This window comes from Glutamicibacter sp. NPDC127525, assembly GCF_042672105.1.
In the GTDB taxonomy this organism is placed as follows: domain Bacteria; phylum Actinomycetota; class Actinomycetes; order Actinomycetales; family Micrococcaceae; genus Glutamicibacter.
In genome coordinates, this window is record NZ_JBHXVN010000001.1 from 1,039,450 (window position 1) to 1,055,057 (window position 15,608).

The following is a 15,608-nucleotide window of genomic DNA, read 5'->3' on the forward strand; positions in this document are numbered from 1 at the left end:
TCGCGCGGCGCGTTCGGCCCCGGCCCCCATCTACACACCCCGGGGGGTTGTGTGTCTTGGGTTAACCACAAACCCCCCCCCCCCGCCCTTCTCTTTGGCCTTTAGCCTTGCGGCGGGGTTCTCAGGAACCCGGTAAAGCGCCCAGCGACCTGGCCGGCGTCGGTCGCCACAATGACTTCCTGCGTTGCCGGGTAGCTCGTTTCGGCGTCCACCACGGACAGAACCGCTTCCGGGTCAACGTTGCGCTTGACCACGGCCAAGGCGATTGGCCCGGCTTCATAGTGCAAAGTCGCGGAAGTGATCCGGCCAACCGTGCGCTCCCCCAGCTTCACTTCGGCGCCGGTGGCAGGCAGCGTGTGCATGGAACCGTCGAGGTCCAAGAAAACCATGCGACGAGGCGGGTGGCCGATGTTGTGCACCCGGGCAATTGTTTCCTGGCCTTTATAGCAGCCCTTGTCCATGTGCACCGCGGTACGCAGCCAATCCAACTCGTGGGGAATGGTCTTGTCGTCTATCTCGGCACCGAAGCGCGGCTCCCACGCGGCGATACGCAAGGCCTCGACAGCCATCATGCCTGACAGCTCTTCGTCAGCTACTGCGACGGCAAGCTGCTCCAACTCCACGATATGCAAGAACCACGGACGTTCCTTGCCCGGGTGATCCTCACGGGAATAGGCCCAACCACCGTCGGTGATTCCGGGCCATGGGTTCTCCCAGACCAGGCTCCCGGCAGTGCCAATCTTGCGGGTAGCCGCCAATACGCCATAGCTCTCGGAAAGATCATTGACCTCAACGCGCAGCATGAAGCGCATTGAGTTCAGGAACTGCGCCAACGCTGCTCCGGCACCAGGTTCAACGATCAGCAGCAAGCGATCTGCGGTGGCCAGCACCTTCATTTCGTGCTCAATGCGTCCTTGAACCGAAAGCAGCAGCGTCTGGGTGCTGTCTCCTGGCTTCAGGCTGGAAATGCGCTGGCTGCTGAGCGTATCGAGCCAACTCTGGCGGTCTTCGCCGCGGATCTCCACGACATCGAAGTGGCTCAGATCGGCAATTGCCTGGCCCTCAGCGAGTTTGCGAGCTTCGCGGGTAGGAGCGCCGTAGTGGGCTGCGACGCCGGCATCTACGCCGCCAGCTTCCACTGCAGCAGCACGGTCCAGCAGGACCGAACGGTATTCAGTGGCCATGATTAGTGCACCGTGCCTTCCGAGGTGACACGCTTGAGCGCCGCCGAGGCGTGCGCTTGAAGATCCATATTGCCCTTGGAAACATCCCAGCGCCAGAACAGCTCGCCATTGACCAGACCGTAGATCCGGGTTGAGGACGCGTAAGCTTGGGCGTTCTTGCTGCGCAGCAAGCTCTCGGTGGCCAGCTGAATGCGTGGTCCATTAATCAGGCCGTAATACAACTCTGAGATGCCGTCTGGTCGGACAATTTGCGCCTGGATCTTGAAGCCGTCTTCGGTATGCAGCTTCTGCACATCGTCGGCCGAACGCAGTACCGGGAAGATGTCACCGGGCTCCATGCCAGGACCGGCATCGGCTTCCTGCTGTTCACGGTCCAAGGACCAGAAGCCGGTTTCAACGGCTAGGATCCGCAGCTTCGTGCCATCGGCTTCGGTCAGCCAGGCTTCACTGCGGTATTCAAGGTACGGCCCGCCAACGTCACGGAAGGTGACTTGCTGCCAGAAAAACTCGTCCTCGGCTTCGCCTTCGCCAAGACGGCCAGCACCTTCCCAGGTGCCGATGAGCCATGCGAAAGGTACAAGTTCCGGGGTGAGGTCCGTAGGTAGGTCAAAAGCCATGGACTACTCGCTCCTAAGTCAGTTAGTGATGAAATGAAAACAGCGCACACGTTGTTGTGTGCGCTGTTTCTACTTCTGGCCCTGGAAGAGGCGCTTCACTACCAAGCCTGCGAACCCAGCCATTCCGAGACCGGCGATCACTACAAGTGCCTGGAAGAAAATTTCGATTGCAAGGTAATTTTCATTCATGGCTTCATCTTAGCGCGGGAGGCAGGAGAACTTCGACACGCGTGACGCAGCTAGCATCATATTTGAACCGCTCACCGCTAAATGAAAGCCAGCACTTCCATCGCGTACCAGCTGACCGCACCGCTCATCAGCAAGATGGCGCAGGCAAGGCCAAGGATTCCACTCATGTTTCGTACGCTGCGGCTGACCAAGGCCAATGCCCGTAATGAACCCACCAGCAAGCCGGTCAGCAGTCCCAGGGTCGCCCCTTGGTACCAGAGCATATCGATTGGCAGCGCGCTGGAGGCCGCGCCCAATGCGGCAGCGACCACAGGCGCCAGGATCATGGTCATCCGGTTTGGCAGGCGGGTAACGGCAACCGCACCAGCCCCAAGCAGAGCGACCACGGTTGTGACGGCCAGCCCAAAGCCGTAGGGCACATAAGCACTAGCGGCCCAGGCGGAACCCAGCACGCCCAGAACTATGCCGGTCACGCCAGAAACCACACCGGCCAGCCGGCCTTCGGCTTCTGCCCCGCGCAATACCTGGCTGATAAATACCAGAAGCACGCCAACGGCGATTGCTTCGACACTATGTGACATCACCGACCCGCCTGGCATGAACATGGTCGAAGCCGTAGCCGCCAAAGAGCACAACGCCAAGATGATGGTGATCGGCCATGGCGCATCGGAGCGGACCATTCGTGGCCAGGTATAGGCGAAAATCAGCTGCAAGACCGCGGTGAGCACACCCATCAGCCAGCTCATCGAATCCAGACTTGCAACAACGACAAGCAGTGCCGCTGCAACGAGTCCACTGAATAAAACCTTGATTCTCAAATTCTGATTCCTGACGGTAATGTGTCCGCACTTGCGTGTTCACATGCGTGCTTCAACTGATTCATTCCTTATACTGTGACACGTAAAAGTGATTTTTTCGCAACTATCTGGCAGGAGGAAGACCGATTGGCTCACCTACTGCTATTAAGTAATCATGCCGAAAATGCCGCTGAAGTTCTTCCGGCACTCGAACTGTTATTGCACGAGATTTCTTTCTTCCCTGCAACAACGGAGTCGCTGAGCCAAATCCCTGAGTGCGATGCGGTCATCCTCGATGCCCGTACAGATCTCATTCCGGCGCGCTCCCTGGCGCAGTTATTGCACGCCAATTTGAATCTGCCCTTGCTGTTGGTTGTCAGCGAAGGCGCACTGGGCATTTTGAACTCGGATTGGTTTGCGACTGATTTCCTGTTGCCTTCCGCCATCCCTGCCGAGCTTGATGCACGCATCCGCCTGATGCTCTCCGGAGCCACGGTTCCCGCCCCCGCACCGGTGGCCGCTGAAAGCACTTCGGGCCTGCGCATCGATGAGTTGAGCTACACCGCCCGTATCGATAACCGCATGCTGGACCTGACATACAAAGAGTTCGAACTGCTCAAGTACCTGGCACAGTTCCCCGGCCGAGTCTTCACCCGCGAACAGCTGCTGCATGAAGTGTGGGGATACGACTACTACGGAGGCACCCGTACCGTAGACGTGCATGTGCGACGTTTGCGCGCGAAACTCGGCACCGATCATGAACAGCTCATCGGAACGGTGCGCAACGTCGGCTACCGCTTTCACACCGAATCATAACTTTCAGATAACTCCTACCCACTTCGCACATTTTACGACTATCGTGAAATGCATGAGCGAACTGCCACAGAACACTGTTTCCATCCAGCACGTCCCCGGTGAGCTTGATGAACGGGCGCTATCCGACGTGCGCCAGCTAGCCCTCGATGCGCAGAAAGCCGATGGCAACCCGCCGTTGAGCGACCAGACCCTGGTGGCATTGGCAGCCGATGAGCCTAGCCAGAATCTGCTTGCCCTGCTGGCTGAAGCCGGCGAAGGCGCGGAGTCGACGTTGGCCGGCGTTGCCATCGCGGTTCGGGAATCCCCGGATCAGCCTTGGGTCCTGGAACTGGTAGTCCACCCCGAGCATCGCCGCGCTGGCATTGGCCGGGCCCTGCTGGGCAAGCTCGGTGAGCTGCTGGATCTCTCGAAGATCCAGGCGTGGGCGCACGGCGACCACGATGCGGCCAAGAAGCTGGCCGCAGGTGTGGGCCTGGACCGCGTACGCGAGCTGTTCCGGATGCGCCGCGAAGGCACCGATTACCTTGAAGAGCCTGCGATTGATCGCCGGATTACGGTCCGCACCTTCCGTGTTGGCGAGGACGAGCCGCAATGGCTGGAAGCTAACGCCAAGTCCTTCGTGCATCATCCCGAGCAAGGTTCGCTGACCCTCAATGACCTCGAAGCGCGCATGTCCGAGGACTGGTTCGACCCATCCGGCTTCTTCTTGGCCTTTGACGCGGAGGAGAATCTGCTCGCCTACCACTGGACCAAGATCCATCCTGCTACCGCAGACGCGGTCCGCCCCACCGGCGAGGTTTACGTTGTCGGCGTCGTTCCCGAGGCGCAGGGACTAGGCCTGGGCCGTTCCTTGACCACCACCGGCATCAACTACCTGCTGGAACTGGGCGTCGATGCGGTGATCTTGTACGTGGATGCCGATAATGAAGCTGCAGTTAAGCTCTACCGCTCGCTGGGCTTCACACTTTGGGATGCGGACATTATGTACGGTCCGCAGAAGATAGACTAGGGGTACCGGCAGTCCCTGATTTATCGCGACTGCCGCCAGCGGTGTCTTTAGCGTCCACTTGCAGGAAAGAAGTGAGTTCAGCCGATGAATAGCTACCCCAAGGAAACTGGTACTCAGCTACGTGATGTTCCTTCCTCGAAGGTCAATGAAGATCGTATAGAGCCAGCAGATTCGCTACCGGATCTGCATCCTGATGGCGGATTCAAAAATGAGCGTTTCCTTGACCGTGAGCTCAGCTGGCTGCATTTCAACGCCCGCGTTCTGGAGCTGGCCGAAGACACCGATCTGCCCTTGCTTGAACGGGTGAACTTCCTGTCCATCTTCGCCTCGAACCTTGATGAGTTCTTCATGGTGCGCGTTGCCGGGCTGAAGCGCCGCATCCACGCTGGACTGGCGGTGCCGGCGGCTAACGGAATGAACCCTATAGACCAGTTGGAGTTGCTGCTATCCTCGGCCCACGCGCTGCAGACCCGCCATGCCAAAGTCTTCGCCGACTCGGTATACCCCGATTTGGCCGAGCAGGGTATCCGCATCACCACCTGGGAAGACCTCTCGGCATCCGAGCGTGACCTGCTTTCCAAGTGGTTTGTTTCCCAGGTATTCCCGGTACTCACTCCGCTGGCGGTTGACCCTGCTCACCCATTCCCGTACATCTCCGGGCTGTCGCTGAATCTGGCTGTGGTGGTCCGCAACCCGCTGACCGGCAAGGAACTCTTTGCCCGCTTGAAGGTGCCAGACACCATCGCCCGCCTGATCAGCATCGACGGCACCCGCGCGGCGCACTCTTCGTTGCGCACGGCCCGGTTCATCCCGCTCGAAGCACTTATTGCGGTGCACCTGGAGCTGTTGTTCCCGGGGATGGAAATCGTCGAGCACCACTTCTTCCGTGTCACCCGCAACGAGGACCTGGAAGTTGAAGAGGACGATGCAGAGAACCTGTTGCAGGCGCTGGAGAAGGAATTGCTGCGCCGCCGCTTCGGTCCTCCCGTTCGCCTGGAAGTCGCCAATGACATCAACCCTGAAATCATGGAGCTGCTCACCCGCGAGCTCGGTGTTGAAGAGGACGAGGTTTTCAAGCTTCCCACCCCATTGGACCTGCGCGGTTTGGGCGTTATCGCGTCGCTGGACCGTTCAGAGCTTCACTACACCAAGCATGTTGGCCATACCTCGAACTACCTGAACGAATCAGAAACTGCCAAAGCCGCCAATGTGTTCGCGGCCGTTCGGCGCCGCGACATCCTGCTTCACCATCCCTATGATTCCTTCTCCACCAGCGTGCAGGCCTTCCTGGAACAGGCCGCAGCTGATCCGAAGGTCATGGCCATCAAGCAGACCCTGTACCGCACCAGCGGCGACTCGCCCATCGTCGATGCGCTGATTGATGCGGCCGAAGCTGGCAAGCAGGTTCTGGCCCTGGTAGAAATCAAGGCCCGCTTCGACGAGCAGGCCAACATCTCTTGGGCGCGCAAGCTGGAACAGGCGGGCGTGCACGTGGTCTACGGCATCGTGGGCCTGAAAACCCACTCCAAGCTCTCCTTGGTGGTTCGCCGCGAAGGCGACAAGCTGCGCCGCTATTGCCACATCGGCACCGGCAACTACCACCCGCGCACCGCGCGGTATTACGAAGACTTCGGCCTGCTCACCTGCGACGACGAAGTTGGCGAGGATATCTCCAAGCTGTTCAACCAGCTTTCGGGCTACGCCCCGCGCTCGACCTACAACCGCCTGCTGGTTGCTCCGCGCTCGGTACGCACCGGCTTGCTGGCGCATATCGAGAAGGAGATAGTCAACGCCGCGGCCGGCAAGCCGGCAAAGGTCGTCATCAAGGTCAATTCCATCGTGGATGAAGCCATCATCGATGCGCTGTACCGGGCCAGCCAGGCAAGGGTCAAGGTGGAAGTCATCGTTCGCGGCATCTGCGCCCTGCGCCCGGGAGTGCCGGGACTGAGCGAGAACATCGAAGTACGTTCCATCTTGGGCCGGTTCCTTGAGCACAGCCGCGTGTTCATGTTTGAAAACGGCGGAGATCCACTGGTGTACATCGGCTCCGCCGACATGATGCACCGCAACCTGGATCGTCGCGTGGAAGCCCTGGTCTCGCTGCGCAACCAGGAGGACATTGATCGCATGATCACCCTGCTGGCCCGCTACATGGACGACAAGACCGCTTCGTGGCACCTGAACTCCGATGGCGACTGGATTCGCCATTACCAGGACGAGGATGGCAAGGCGCTCTCGGACGTCCAATTCTGGTTAGTTGAAGAACATGCCCGCCGACGAAACAGTGGACGTAATAGCTAGTGACCGAACCAGAGCTGCGCGATACCCGCACCAGGGCTCGTGACATCATCCGTTCTGCAGATGCCGAGGAAATCCGCCTTGGCGAATACGACATCGTGGCCGCCGGGGCAATCCCCTGGCGCGTGAAGGACGGCAAACTCCAAGTTCTCCTGATCCACCGCCCAAAGTACGATGACTGGTCCTGGCCCAAGGGCAAACTCGATCAGGGTGAATCCATCGCCGAGTGTGCGCTGCGCGAGGTCCGCGAGGAAATCGGGTTGCGCATCACCTTGGGCATCCCGCTTTCAGCCACCGCCTACTCCGTGGGTCAGAAAACCAAGGTTGTCTACTATTGGGCAGCCAAGACCGATGCGCAGACGGTAATTGAGCCTGATGGCGCGGAATGCGACGAGGCTCTTTGGACCAGTCCCAAGAAGGCTGCCAAAATGCTGTCCATTGCCACGGACAACCAGCCGCTGTCCGATCTGGTCCTGGCCTATGAAGCCGGCGTGCTCGATACGCACCCGGTGCTCATTGTCCGCCATGCCAAGGCCAAGCCTCGTGGCAACTGGACTCGTGCCGAAGGAGACCGCCCGCTGGCGGCGACGGGGCGACGCCAGGCGCAGGCAGTTTCCCGGATGCTCGAAGCATGGAAGCCGATGCACGTGGCCTCTTCCCCGTGGATGCGGTGCGTCCAGACGATCACTCCCTATGCCGCCTTGCACGCCTTGAAGCTCAAGAGCATTAAAGCCCTGACCGAACATGCGGCGACACGCAATCCGGAGCGGGCACGCAAGGCCGTGCAAAAACTCTTCGACAAGTACCGTTCCCAGGTGATTTGCACCCATCGCCCGGTGCTGCCCTTCGTGTTGGAGGTTCTTGCCCAGAACTCCACTGACGAACTGGCCATGGCCCTGCCGGACCAGGATCCCTATTTGGAACCGGGGTCCCTGATCGTTGCGCAGCAGGTCCAATCCGGCAGCCCGCGAATTGTCTCCTTTGAGATTCATACGCCGTACCACGATTAGCCTGATGCGGCTGAAGCCCGGCATTGCATGCCGGGCTTCAGTGTTCTCTCAGGGCGTGGCACCAGCCGTTGCATCTGCCTCCGATTAGGGATAAGACTATGAATAGGAGACACGTCACAGCCAAGAATGAGGTAATGCCATGACTGCCCAGCAACCGAACCAGCCAGTCGAGAAGATTGTGCACCATGGACTGCGTTTGGATCACGATGCCAGCCGCGGCCGCTATTCGCTGTGGCACGGTTCCACTTTTATCGGTTTCCTCGGCTACTACGAAGAAGATGGCATCGCCACCATCCAGCACACCATAGTCAATGAGGAATTCGGCCGTCGCGGATACGCTCGCGCGCTGGTGACCTTGGTTCTGGACAAGTTCCGCGACAAGGGGCTGAAGATCATTCCGGAGTGCAGCTACGTCCAGGACTACCTGCGCCGCTACCCGGAGTATAACGACATGGTGGCTGCGAGCTAGGCACGAGTGCGAGCAGCATCATCAATGCGCTTAGTTCCAGGAGCTTTCCGTTTGATCTAAACTGGGACGTGTGAATATGCCAGCGCCGACCACCAGCACGACAGGTAAGATGACGACTCCAATCGCAACCCCTTATGAAGATCTGCTTCGAGACGTGCTGGAGAACGGCGCCTCCAAGGAAGACCGCACCGGAACTGGAACGCTGTCGGTATTCGGCCGCCAGATCCGCTTCGATCTGAAGGATTCTTTCCCGCTGGTCACCACCAAACGCGTGCACTTCAAATCCGTGGCAGCAGAACTCTTGTGGTTCCTGCGCGGCGAATCTAATGTGAAGTGGCTGCAGGACCAGGGCGTGCGCATCTGGAATGAATGGGCTGACGAAGCCGGCGAACTCGGACCGGTCTATGGTGTCCAGTGGCGCAGCTGGCCAACTCCCGATGGCGGCCACATTGACCAGATCTCCCAGCTGGTCGACTCGCTGCGGAACAATCCGGACTCCCGCCGCCACATCGTCTCGGCGTGGAATGTCGCAGAGATCCAGAATATGGCGTTGCCTCCATGCCACGTGTTCTTCCAGTTCTACGTGGCCGAGGGCAAGCTCTCCTGCCAGCTCTACCAGCGCAGTGCAGACATGTTCCTGGGCGTACCGTTCAACATCGCTTCCTACGCACTGCTCACGCGCATGCTTGCCCACCAGCTCGATCTGGAGCCAGGCGAGTTCATCTGGACTGGTGGCGACGTGCATATCTACACCAACCACTTGGAACAGGTCAAGGAGCAGCTCTCCCGCGATCCCTACCCATACCCGACGCTCAGCTTCAATTCCAAGCCCGAGTCGATCTTCGACTACACGCTGGAAGATTTCAGCATCAATGACTACCAGCACCACCCGACGATCAAGGGAGCCGTAGCGGTATGACTCCCAAGCCTCGCCACGCACACGACGTTGAACCGCTGGTTGGCGCCATTTGGGCCCAAGCCGAGAACGGCATTATTGGCGCTGACGGCGCCATGCCATGGCACGTTCCCGAGGACCTGGCCCATTTCAAGCGCACGACCGCTGGCCATCCAGTGATCATGGGTCGTGCCACATGGAATTCCTTCCCGGCGAAGTTCCGTCCATTGCCAGGACGCACCAACATCGTGCTGACCACGCAGGCTGATGCCCACGCGCAGCTGCGCAAGGATGGCGCACTCCCCGTCTCCAGCTTGGAAGAAGCCATCGCGTTGGCACAGCGCAGCGCCGGCGGCGAAGAAGTATGGATCATTGGCGGCGGAAAGGTCTATGCCCAGGCACTGGCGCTGCTGGACGTCGCGGTGATTACCAAGCTCGATGCCTCCCCTGCTGGAGATACCTCCGCACCGAAGCTCACCGCTGGCTTCGCTCTGGGCGCATCCGATCCGTCCCTAGATTCGGAAGCGGCCCACTGGCACACTTCCTCCACCGGTACCCGCTACCGCTTTGAAACCTGGCTTCGCCAAAAGGATTAGAACGACCATGAAAAAATACATCGGAGAGCTCAAGCAGCACCCCGAAGCACTCTTCATTCTCGGATACATGCTCTTCCCGCTGCTGGCCTTGGTGGTGGCCGTACTCGGCTTCTTCATGGTTCTCGGCGGCCACAAGGTATTCGGCCTGATCATGCTGCTGGTCCCGACGCAGATCTTTATCTTCTCCGCCATGTGGGCGATCAAGAACCGCAAGCTGCTGCTTGAGGAAAAGTAAAACTTTCGCTGCACCGAGTCACGCCTGAACCCTGCTGGGGCTTGGGTGTGATTCTGCTTTAACTGGTGTAACGAACCGGGCTCTGCCGGATAAACGCCCCTACCATGGAGACATGACTTCATCTGTTGGTTTTGTAGGTTACCGAGGCATGGTTGGTTCCGTGCTGATGCAGCGCATGCTCGACGAGGGCGATTTCGTCCAGATTGACCCGGTATTTTTCTCGACTTCCAATGCCGGCGGCAACGCCCCGGCATTCGCTGAGGGTGCTGGGCCGCTGCAGGACGCGTTCGATATTGAAACGCTGTCCAAGTTGCCGATCATCGTCACTGCCCAGGGCGGGGACTACACGACCAAGGTCCACACCGAGCTTCGCAAGTCCGGCTGGGACGGCCTGTGGATCGATGCGGCGTCCTCGCTGCGCATGAATGATGATTCGGTCATCGTTTTGGACCCGGTCAACCGAGCCGTGATCGATGAATCCCTGGCCTCTGGCGTCAAGGACTACATCGGCGGCAACTGCACCGTCTCGTGCATGCTCATGGGCTTGGGCGGGCTATTCAAGAACAACTTGGTCGAGTGGGGCACCGCGATGACCTACCAGGCCGCTTCCGGCGGCGGCGCACGCCATATGCGCGAACTGCTCACCCAGTTCGGCGACATCAATGCGTCGGTGGGCAGCGAGTTGGCCGATCCAGCCAGCGCCATCCTGGAAATCGACCGCAAGGTCCTGGAAACCCAGCGCGGAAACCTGGATGCCGCGCAATTCGGCGTACCACTGGGCGGCTCGCTGATCCCATGGATCGACGCTGATTTGGGCAACGGCCAGTCCCGCGAAGAGTGGAAGGCAGGCGTCGAGACCAACAAGATCCTGCAGACCCCCGGCGACAAGCAGATCTTCATGGACGGCCTGTGCGTCCGCATCGGTGCCATGCGCTCGCACTCGCAGGCACTGACGCTGAAGCTGAAGGAAGACCTGCCAGTCTCCGAAATCGAGTCGCTGCTCTCAGCAGACAACCAGTGGGCCAAGGTCGTTCCCAACGAGAAGGAAGCCACCATGGACCAGCTGACTCCGGTCGCGGCGTCCGGTACCTTGGATATCCCGGTCGGCCGTATCCGCAAGCTGGAAATGGGTCCTGAGTACATCTCGGCCTTCACCGTTGGAGACCAGCTGCTGTGGGGCGCTGCCGAGCCGCTGCGCCGCATGCTCGCTATCGCCCAGGGCCGCCTCTAGGCACCTCCGAGGCAAAGCCATGGCCAAGCCCAGAACAGAAATTTCTGTTCTGGGCTTGGCCATTTCCCCTGCGGATGAGCTCTAGTGGGCCCACTCATCCCGGAGTACTGAATAGATCAGCTGGTCATGCCACGCACCGGCGCGCCACTGCGCTTGGCGGATGACACCCTCGCGGGTGAACCCCAGCTTCTCCAGGCACTTCTGCTCAGCCGCATTTTCTGCGGTTGTCGTAGCCTGGATCCGATGACGGGGGTAGTGGGTGAACAAGTAGTCGACGAGCATCTTCTGCGCCTGCGTGCCATGGCCCTGGCCGCGGTACTGGGCAAAGATGCCGATAGCGACTTCCCAGCAGGCCGAGGTGTTGGCCCGGCCCCACGACGAAACGGTGAACCAATCGACTTTGCCGATTACCTGCTCCCCCAAGCAGACCGCCAGCGCGCCATCGGCGTTGCCGATCAACTGGTCCTGGCCGACACGGGCGCGCAGCTTGTTCGTATCCCAGAAGCCGAACCACTGGGCTTCACCGGCGCCCTGCACGGATTGGAAGTTCGCTTCCAGCAGGTCGATATCCTCCAGCGCGAGCTTTCGCAATGACAAGTGCACCCTTGTTTTCCTCCCGTGTTCCGGCGATGGCTGGCATGCTGCTCGCTTAGAGAGCTAGGCCGATCAGCAGCGGCTCATTGACCAGTTCAATGCCAAAACGCTGCTGCACGCCGGCGCGAACTGCCCGCGCAATGGCCACAATGTCCTGGGCGGTGGCTTCCCCGCGGTTGGTGATGGCCAGTGTGTGCTTGGTGGACAGGGACGCTCGGCCGCCAGCGAGCGCGAACCCCTCGGTCCCCTCCAAGCCGTAGCCCTTGCCGAAACCGGCCTGGTCGATGAGCCACGCGGCGGACAGCTTGAGGAAGCCAGCTTGTTCCGCCGGGTAGCTCGGAGCGTTCTCGGGAAGCTTGCCCATGACGCTGGATTCAACGATGGGGTTGGTGAAGAAGGAACCCGTGGAGTGCGAGTCGGCATCCCTGGCATCAAAGACCATGCCCTTGGAACGACGCAAGTCCAGAACGGTCTGGCGCACTTCGAGTGCGTCGGCGCGTTCGCCAGCTTCGACTCCGAGCCGGCGGGCCAGCTCTGCATAGCGGATAGGAGCCGATTCATTTTCACGGGTCAGCAGGAAGGCCACTTCCAGGACCACGTAGCGTGGGGATCCGTTGGTGCTCGTGCGCTTGATGACCGAATCGCGGTAGGCGAAACCAAGCTCGGAGTTATCCAGCTTGAGTACCTGGTTGCTCTGGCGGTCGTAGGCACGCACCCACGCCAGGGTCTGGGAAATGTCTGCCCCGTAGGCCCCGACGTTCTGCACCGGAGTGGCACCGGTGCACCCGGGGATGCCCGAGAGCGCTTCCAGTCCGCTCAGGCCCTCAGCCAGGCTGTATTCAACGGTCGTGTCCCAGTTCTCGCCGGCGGCAGCGCGCAGCAGCACCTTGCCATTAGGCTGCTCGTCCAGGTGCAGTCCGCGGGTGGCGATCTGTACTGCGACGCCCGGGTACCCCTCGTCGGAGATCACCAGGTTGGAACCCCCGCCAATGAGCAGAACGTCGTGCCCTGCGGTGTCTGCTGCCGCAACGGCTTGAGCCAGTTCAGCTTCGCTGGTAGCGGTCACCAATTGCTGGGCTGGCCCACCAACGTGGGTCGTGGTCAGATTCTTCAGCATTGCTTCAGTTTACTTTCCGTATGGGAACGAATAGGTGCGGCCGGCCGGCGTTCTACGCTTTGCCTGCGCCGCCGGTACGGTTTCCGGCGGCATTGGAGGACAAGCAGAAGGCCACGACCACCAGGATGGAAATGGAACCCAAAGCAGGGAGCAGGCCGATGACTTCAGCCAGCAGTCCCAAAAGCGGCGGGCCACCGAGGAAGGCGCCGTAGCCGATGGTGGACACTACCGAGACGCGGGTCGCGGCATGAACAGGATCATCCGATGCCGCGCTCATGGCCAGCGGGAAGGTCAGGGCCACGCCCATGCCCCAGATGGCCAAGGCCACGAAGGCCAGCGGCAGGTTGTTGCCAAAGGCGAAGAGCAGTACCCCGACCAGGGCGCTGATGGCGCTGGCCCGGATCATGACGACGCGGCCCAGGCGCAAGATCAGATCGCCGGACAGCAGCCGGGTCAGGGTCATGGCGGTAACGAAGACGCCGTAGCCGATGGCTCCCACGCCTTCCTTCGTGTGGTATCCATCCACCAGTGCCATGGCCACCCAGTCGCCGGCTGCGCCTTCAGCCAGGGCCATGCCCAGAACCAGAACGCCCAAGAGGACGGTCTGCGGTTCGGTCCAGGCCTTCTTCAGCGAGGTCCCGCTGCTGGTGCGCGGGGTCCGGCTGTAGTCTTCTCCGTAGAATCGGGCACTGTAGAGCACGGTGAAGACGATAACCAGGCCCATGAAGCCGTAGTGGTACTGCAACGGGATCTGCAGTCGGGCACCTAGCGCACCAGCGCCGGCACCGATCACGGTGCCGATGGAGAAGAAACCGTGCAGGGCGGGCATGATGCTCTTGCCCAAGGCGCGTTCCATGGCCGCGCCTTGGACATTGGAGGCGACATTCCATGATGCGGTCCCCAGGCCCTGGGCGAAGAGGAAGATGCCGCAGATCAGGGCGCTGCCAAAGATTCCTGCGCCCACGCCTACAAGAATGAGTGAACAGCCGGCTATTGTCGCGGCGATGCGCATGACGCGGGTGGCCCCAAGGCGCAGAACCAGTTGTCCTGAGACCGAGACGGACAGGAAGGATCCTGCACTCATGCACAGCAGCAGCAGTCCAACGCTGGCGTGGTCCAGCTGCAGGGCATCACGCACTGCGGGCAAGCGCGAAACCAGGGCCGAGATCAGCAGGCCGCTGGCCAGGTAGGCGGCCATCAGCGCGTTGCGCCACTGGGTTACAGGCCTCTGCGCTTCACCGGGAAGTTGCATGCCTAGAGCTGCACCACGGCTTGGCACTTGAGCAGTACCTTGCTGTCATGGGCCGAGACTGCCAAATCGATGCGTGCGGTGCGGGCTTCGGAGTCCAAGGCGCCGACCTTGCCCTCCACCGAAATGGTGGTACCTTCGTGATTCGCCGGGTTGGTTCCTTTGGGATCTTCGACGACTACCGGCTTGGTGAAGCGGGTCTGGTAGTCGATGATGGCTCCCGGGTTGCCGACCCACTGGGAGACCAGGTCGATGACCGATCCCATGGTGAACATGCCGTGGGCGATCACCGATGGCAGTTCCACTTCCTTGGCGAAGCGCTCATTCCAGTGAATCGGGTTGAAGTCGCCCGAGGCACCTGCATAGCGGACGAGGTCCGCGCGGTTGACCTGCACCGTGTGCGAGCCAATGACCTGGCCCTTTTCGAGGCTTTCGAATTCAATCATGCTTAGTCCTCAGCTCGTACCAGTAGCGATGAAACGGTGGTTGCGATCTTCTCGCCGGCCACGGTGGTTATTTCCGCGCGGGTGGTGATCATGGCACCGGCACCCATTTCACGGACCTGGTCCACGTAGAGCTCGGCAAGCAGTTCATCGCCGGCAACGATTGGACGGTGATGGGTGAAGCGCTGGTCGGCGTGCACCACGCGGGAGAAGTCGATGCCGCTGGCCGGGTCGGCAATCAGCTGCGCGTCAGCGCGCTGGGCGATGATGATCGCGAAGGTCGGAGGGGCAACGACATCGCTATAGCCCAGCTCGCGAGCGGCCTGCACATCGTAGTGCGCCTGGTTGGCGGCCTTGGTGGCCTTGGCGAATTCGCGGATCTTTTCGCGGCCTACCTGGTAGGACTCGCCGGCAGGGTAGATGCGCCCTACCAGGTCGGGGTTGATGCCCATGGATTCTCCTGAACGTTGTTGGAAGTGGCCAGGCGAGGCTGCCGCCGGATACGGGACCCGGGCGCAGCCAAGCGGTCACACGGTGGAATTCTTGCGGAGCCCTAGTCCTGCCCGTCCGCCGGGCGCTTCTTGGCTCGAGGGGCCGCCAGGCCATTGGCAATGCGCCACTGGCGCGCATCCCTGGCGCGGACAACCAGTCCGGCGATGTGGCAGAGCATGCCGATGACCATGATGCCGATTGCTGTGTAGACCGTTGGCAGCGATGGAATGTTGGCGCCGATGATGGCCAAGATGATGCCTGCGCCCATGATGCCCATGGCAGCGAAGACGAGCTTCTTATAGCGTGGTGAGGCTGATTCCCAAGGAGTGTTGGTCATGGTTCAAGTCTAGTTCAGCTCCGGCTGTGT

18 protein-coding genes are annotated in these 15,608 nt (G+C 60.6%); 9 read left to right on the forward strand and 9 right to left on the reverse strand.

The window, feature by feature from the left end:
* Positions 1–101: 101 nt before the first annotated feature.
* The 3 genes from ACFVHU_RS04865 to ACFVHU_RS04875 form a co-directional block, all read right to left on the reverse strand.
* Positions 102–1,184 (reverse strand): folate-binding protein YgfZ, encoded by a 1,083-nt coding sequence (locus ACFVHU_RS04865; protein WP_105656873.1) that lies wholly within the window; start codon positions 1,182–1,184, stop codon positions 102–104.
* A gap of 2 nt (positions 1,185–1,186) precedes the next feature.
* On the reverse strand, positions 1,187–1,801 hold the full coding sequence (locus ACFVHU_RS04870) for an FABP family protein (protein WP_133833614.1): 615 nt from the start codon (positions 1,799–1,801) through the stop codon (positions 1,187–1,189).
* Between the two features lie 266 nt (positions 1,802–2,067).
* Positions 2,068–2,736 carry a hypothetical protein gene (locus ACFVHU_RS04875; RefSeq protein WP_105661542.1) on the reverse strand — a complete coding sequence of 223 codons (669 nt, stop codon included), beginning with the start codon at positions 2,734–2,736 and terminating at the stop codon, positions 2,068–2,070.
* Positions 2,737–2,934: 198 nt separating this feature from the next.
* Here ACFVHU_RS04875 and ACFVHU_RS04880 point away from each other — a divergent pair, with 198 nt between their 5' ends.
* The 9 genes from ACFVHU_RS04880 to asd all read left to right on the forward strand — a co-directional run bounded on the left by ACFVHU_RS04880 (position 2,935) and on the right by asd (position 11,346).
* Entirely contained in the window at positions 2,935–3,603 is a 669-nt protein-coding gene (locus tag ACFVHU_RS04880; RefSeq protein WP_105656876.1) for a response regulator transcription factor, read from the forward strand.
* A 52-nt stretch (positions 3,604–3,655) separates the two neighbouring features.
* Positions 3,656–4,612 (forward strand): mycothiol synthase, encoded by a 957-nt coding sequence (gene mshD, locus ACFVHU_RS04885; RefSeq protein ID WP_133833613.1) that lies wholly within the window; start codon positions 3,656–3,658, stop codon positions 4,610–4,612.
* Between the two features lie 84 nt (positions 4,613–4,696).
* Entirely contained in the window at positions 4,697–6,913 is a 2,217-nt protein-coding gene (locus tag ACFVHU_RS04890) for an RNA degradosome polyphosphate kinase (RefSeq protein WP_332502981.1), read from the forward strand.
* Positions 6,913–7,920, forward strand: a complete 1,008-nt coding sequence (locus ACFVHU_RS04895) for an NUDIX hydrolase (RefSeq protein ID WP_105656879.1) — start codon at positions 6,913–6,915, stop codon at positions 7,918–7,920. Before ACFVHU_RS04890 ends, ACFVHU_RS04895 begins: the two co-directional genes overlap by 1 nt.
* Before the next feature lie 139 nt (positions 7,921–8,059).
* The gene (locus tag ACFVHU_RS04900) at positions 8,060–8,389 is read left to right on the forward strand and encodes a GNAT family N-acetyltransferase (protein WP_388022762.1); all 330 of its coding nucleotides are present in this window, start codon (positions 8,060–8,062) and stop codon (positions 8,387–8,389) included.
* A 109-nt stretch (positions 8,390–8,498) separates the two neighbouring features.
* The gene (locus ACFVHU_RS04905; protein ID WP_105657074.1) at positions 8,499–9,308 is read left to right on the forward strand and encodes a thymidylate synthase; all 810 of its coding nucleotides are present in this window, start codon (positions 8,499–8,501) and stop codon (positions 9,306–9,308) included.
* Positions 9,305–9,880 carry a dihydrofolate reductase gene (locus ACFVHU_RS04910; protein WP_105656881.1) on the forward strand — a complete coding sequence of 192 codons (576 nt, stop codon included), beginning with the start codon at positions 9,305–9,307 and terminating at the stop codon, positions 9,878–9,880. Before ACFVHU_RS04905 ends, ACFVHU_RS04910 begins: the two co-directional genes overlap by 4 nt.
* Before the next feature lie 7 nt (positions 9,881–9,887).
* Positions 9,888–10,115: an NF038396 family protein gene (locus tag ACFVHU_RS04915; RefSeq protein WP_105656882.1), complete on the forward strand. Its 228-nt coding sequence runs from the start codon at positions 9,888–9,890 to the stop codon at positions 10,113–10,115.
* Positions 10,116–10,227: 112 nt separating this feature from the next.
* Positions 10,228–11,346: an aspartate-semialdehyde dehydrogenase gene (gene asd / locus ACFVHU_RS04920; protein WP_388022767.1), complete on the forward strand. Its 1,119-nt coding sequence runs from the start codon at positions 10,228–10,230 to the stop codon at positions 11,344–11,346.
* An 81-nt stretch (positions 11,347–11,427) separates the two neighbouring features.
* Here asd and ACFVHU_RS04925 read toward each other — a convergent pair whose 3' ends face one another.
* From ACFVHU_RS04925 to ACFVHU_RS04950, 6 genes are all read right to left on the reverse strand, one after another.
* The gene (locus ACFVHU_RS04925) at positions 11,428–11,943 is read right to left on the reverse strand and encodes a GNAT family N-acetyltransferase (protein ID WP_388022769.1); all 516 of its coding nucleotides are present in this window, start codon (positions 11,941–11,943) and stop codon (positions 11,428–11,430) included.
* A 52-nt stretch (positions 11,944–11,995) separates the two neighbouring features.
* Positions 11,996–13,057, reverse strand: a complete 1,062-nt coding sequence (locus ACFVHU_RS04930) for a UDP-N-acetylmuramate dehydrogenase (protein WP_133833608.1) — start codon at positions 13,055–13,057, stop codon at positions 11,996–11,998.
* Positions 13,058–13,109: 52 nt separating this feature from the next.
* Entirely contained in the window at positions 13,110–14,309 is a 1,200-nt protein-coding gene (locus tag ACFVHU_RS04935; protein WP_105656886.1) for an MFS transporter, read from the reverse strand.
* A gap of 2 nt (positions 14,310–14,311) precedes the next feature.
* A complete protein-coding gene (locus ACFVHU_RS04940) occupies positions 14,312–14,752 on the reverse strand; it encodes a MaoC family dehydratase (protein WP_332498258.1) in 441 nt (146 codons plus the stop codon).
* Positions 14,753–14,754: 2 nt separating this feature from the next.
* Positions 14,755–15,201, reverse strand: coding sequence for a MaoC family dehydratase N-terminal domain-containing protein (locus tag ACFVHU_RS04945; RefSeq protein ID WP_105656888.1), 447 nt, complete (start codon positions 15,199–15,201; stop codon positions 14,755–14,757).
* A gap of 101 nt (positions 15,202–15,302) precedes the next feature.
* Positions 15,303–15,578, reverse strand: coding sequence for a hypothetical protein (locus ACFVHU_RS04950; protein ID WP_105656889.1), 276 nt, complete (start codon positions 15,576–15,578; stop codon positions 15,303–15,305).
* Between the last annotated feature and the right edge of the window lie 30 nt (positions 15,579–15,608).

Coding starts and splice junctions, on each gene's coding strand:
- ACFVHU_RS04865 (WP_105656873.1), bottom strand. CDS start 1,184: ATGGCCACTGAATACCGTTCGGTCCTGCTGGACCGTGCTGCTGCAGTG.
- ACFVHU_RS04870 (WP_133833614.1), bottom strand. CDS start 1,801: ATGGCTTTTGACCTACCTACGGACCTCACCCCGGAACTTGTACCTTTC.
- ACFVHU_RS04875 (WP_105661542.1), bottom strand. CDS start 2,736: ATGAGCTGGCTGATGGGTGTGCTCACCGCGGTCTTGCAGCTGATTTTC.
- mshD (WP_133833613.1), top strand. CDS start 3,656: ATGAGCGAACTGCCACAGAACACTGTTTCCATCCAGCACGTCCCCGGT.
- ACFVHU_RS04890 (WP_332502981.1), top strand. CDS start 4,697: ATGAATAGCTACCCCAAGGAAACTGGTACTCAGCTACGTGATGTTCCT.
- ACFVHU_RS04900 (WP_388022762.1), top strand. CDS start 8,060: ATGACTGCCCAGCAACCGAACCAGCCAGTCGAGAAGATTGTGCACCAT.
- ACFVHU_RS04905 (WP_105657074.1), top strand. CDS start 8,499: ATGACGACTCCAATCGCAACCCCTTATGAAGATCTGCTTCGAGACGTG.
- ACFVHU_RS04910 (WP_105656881.1), top strand. CDS start 9,305: ATGACTCCCAAGCCTCGCCACGCACACGACGTTGAACCGCTGGTTGGC.
- ACFVHU_RS04915 (WP_105656882.1), top strand. CDS start 9,888: ATGAAAAAATACATCGGAGAGCTCAAGCAGCACCCCGAAGCACTCTTC.
- asd (WP_388022767.1), top strand. CDS start 10,228: ATGACTTCATCTGTTGGTTTTGTAGGTTACCGAGGCATGGTTGGTTCC.
- ACFVHU_RS04930 (WP_133833608.1), bottom strand. CDS start 13,057: ATGCTGAAGAATCTGACCACGACCCACGTTGGTGGGCCAGCCCAGCAA.
- ACFVHU_RS04935 (WP_105656886.1), bottom strand. CDS start 14,309: ATGCAACTTCCCGGTGAAGCGCAGAGGCCTGTAACCCAGTGGCGCAAC.
- ACFVHU_RS04940 (WP_332498258.1), bottom strand. CDS start 14,752: ATGATTGAATTCGAAAGCCTCGAAAAGGGCCAGGTCATTGGCTCGCAC.
- ACFVHU_RS04945 (WP_105656888.1), bottom strand. CDS start 15,201: ATGGGCATCAACCCCGACCTGGTAGGGCGCATCTACCCTGCCGGCGAG.
- ACFVHU_RS04950 (WP_105656889.1), bottom strand. CDS start 15,578: ATGACCAACACTCCTTGGGAATCAGCCTCACCACGCTATAAGAAGCTC.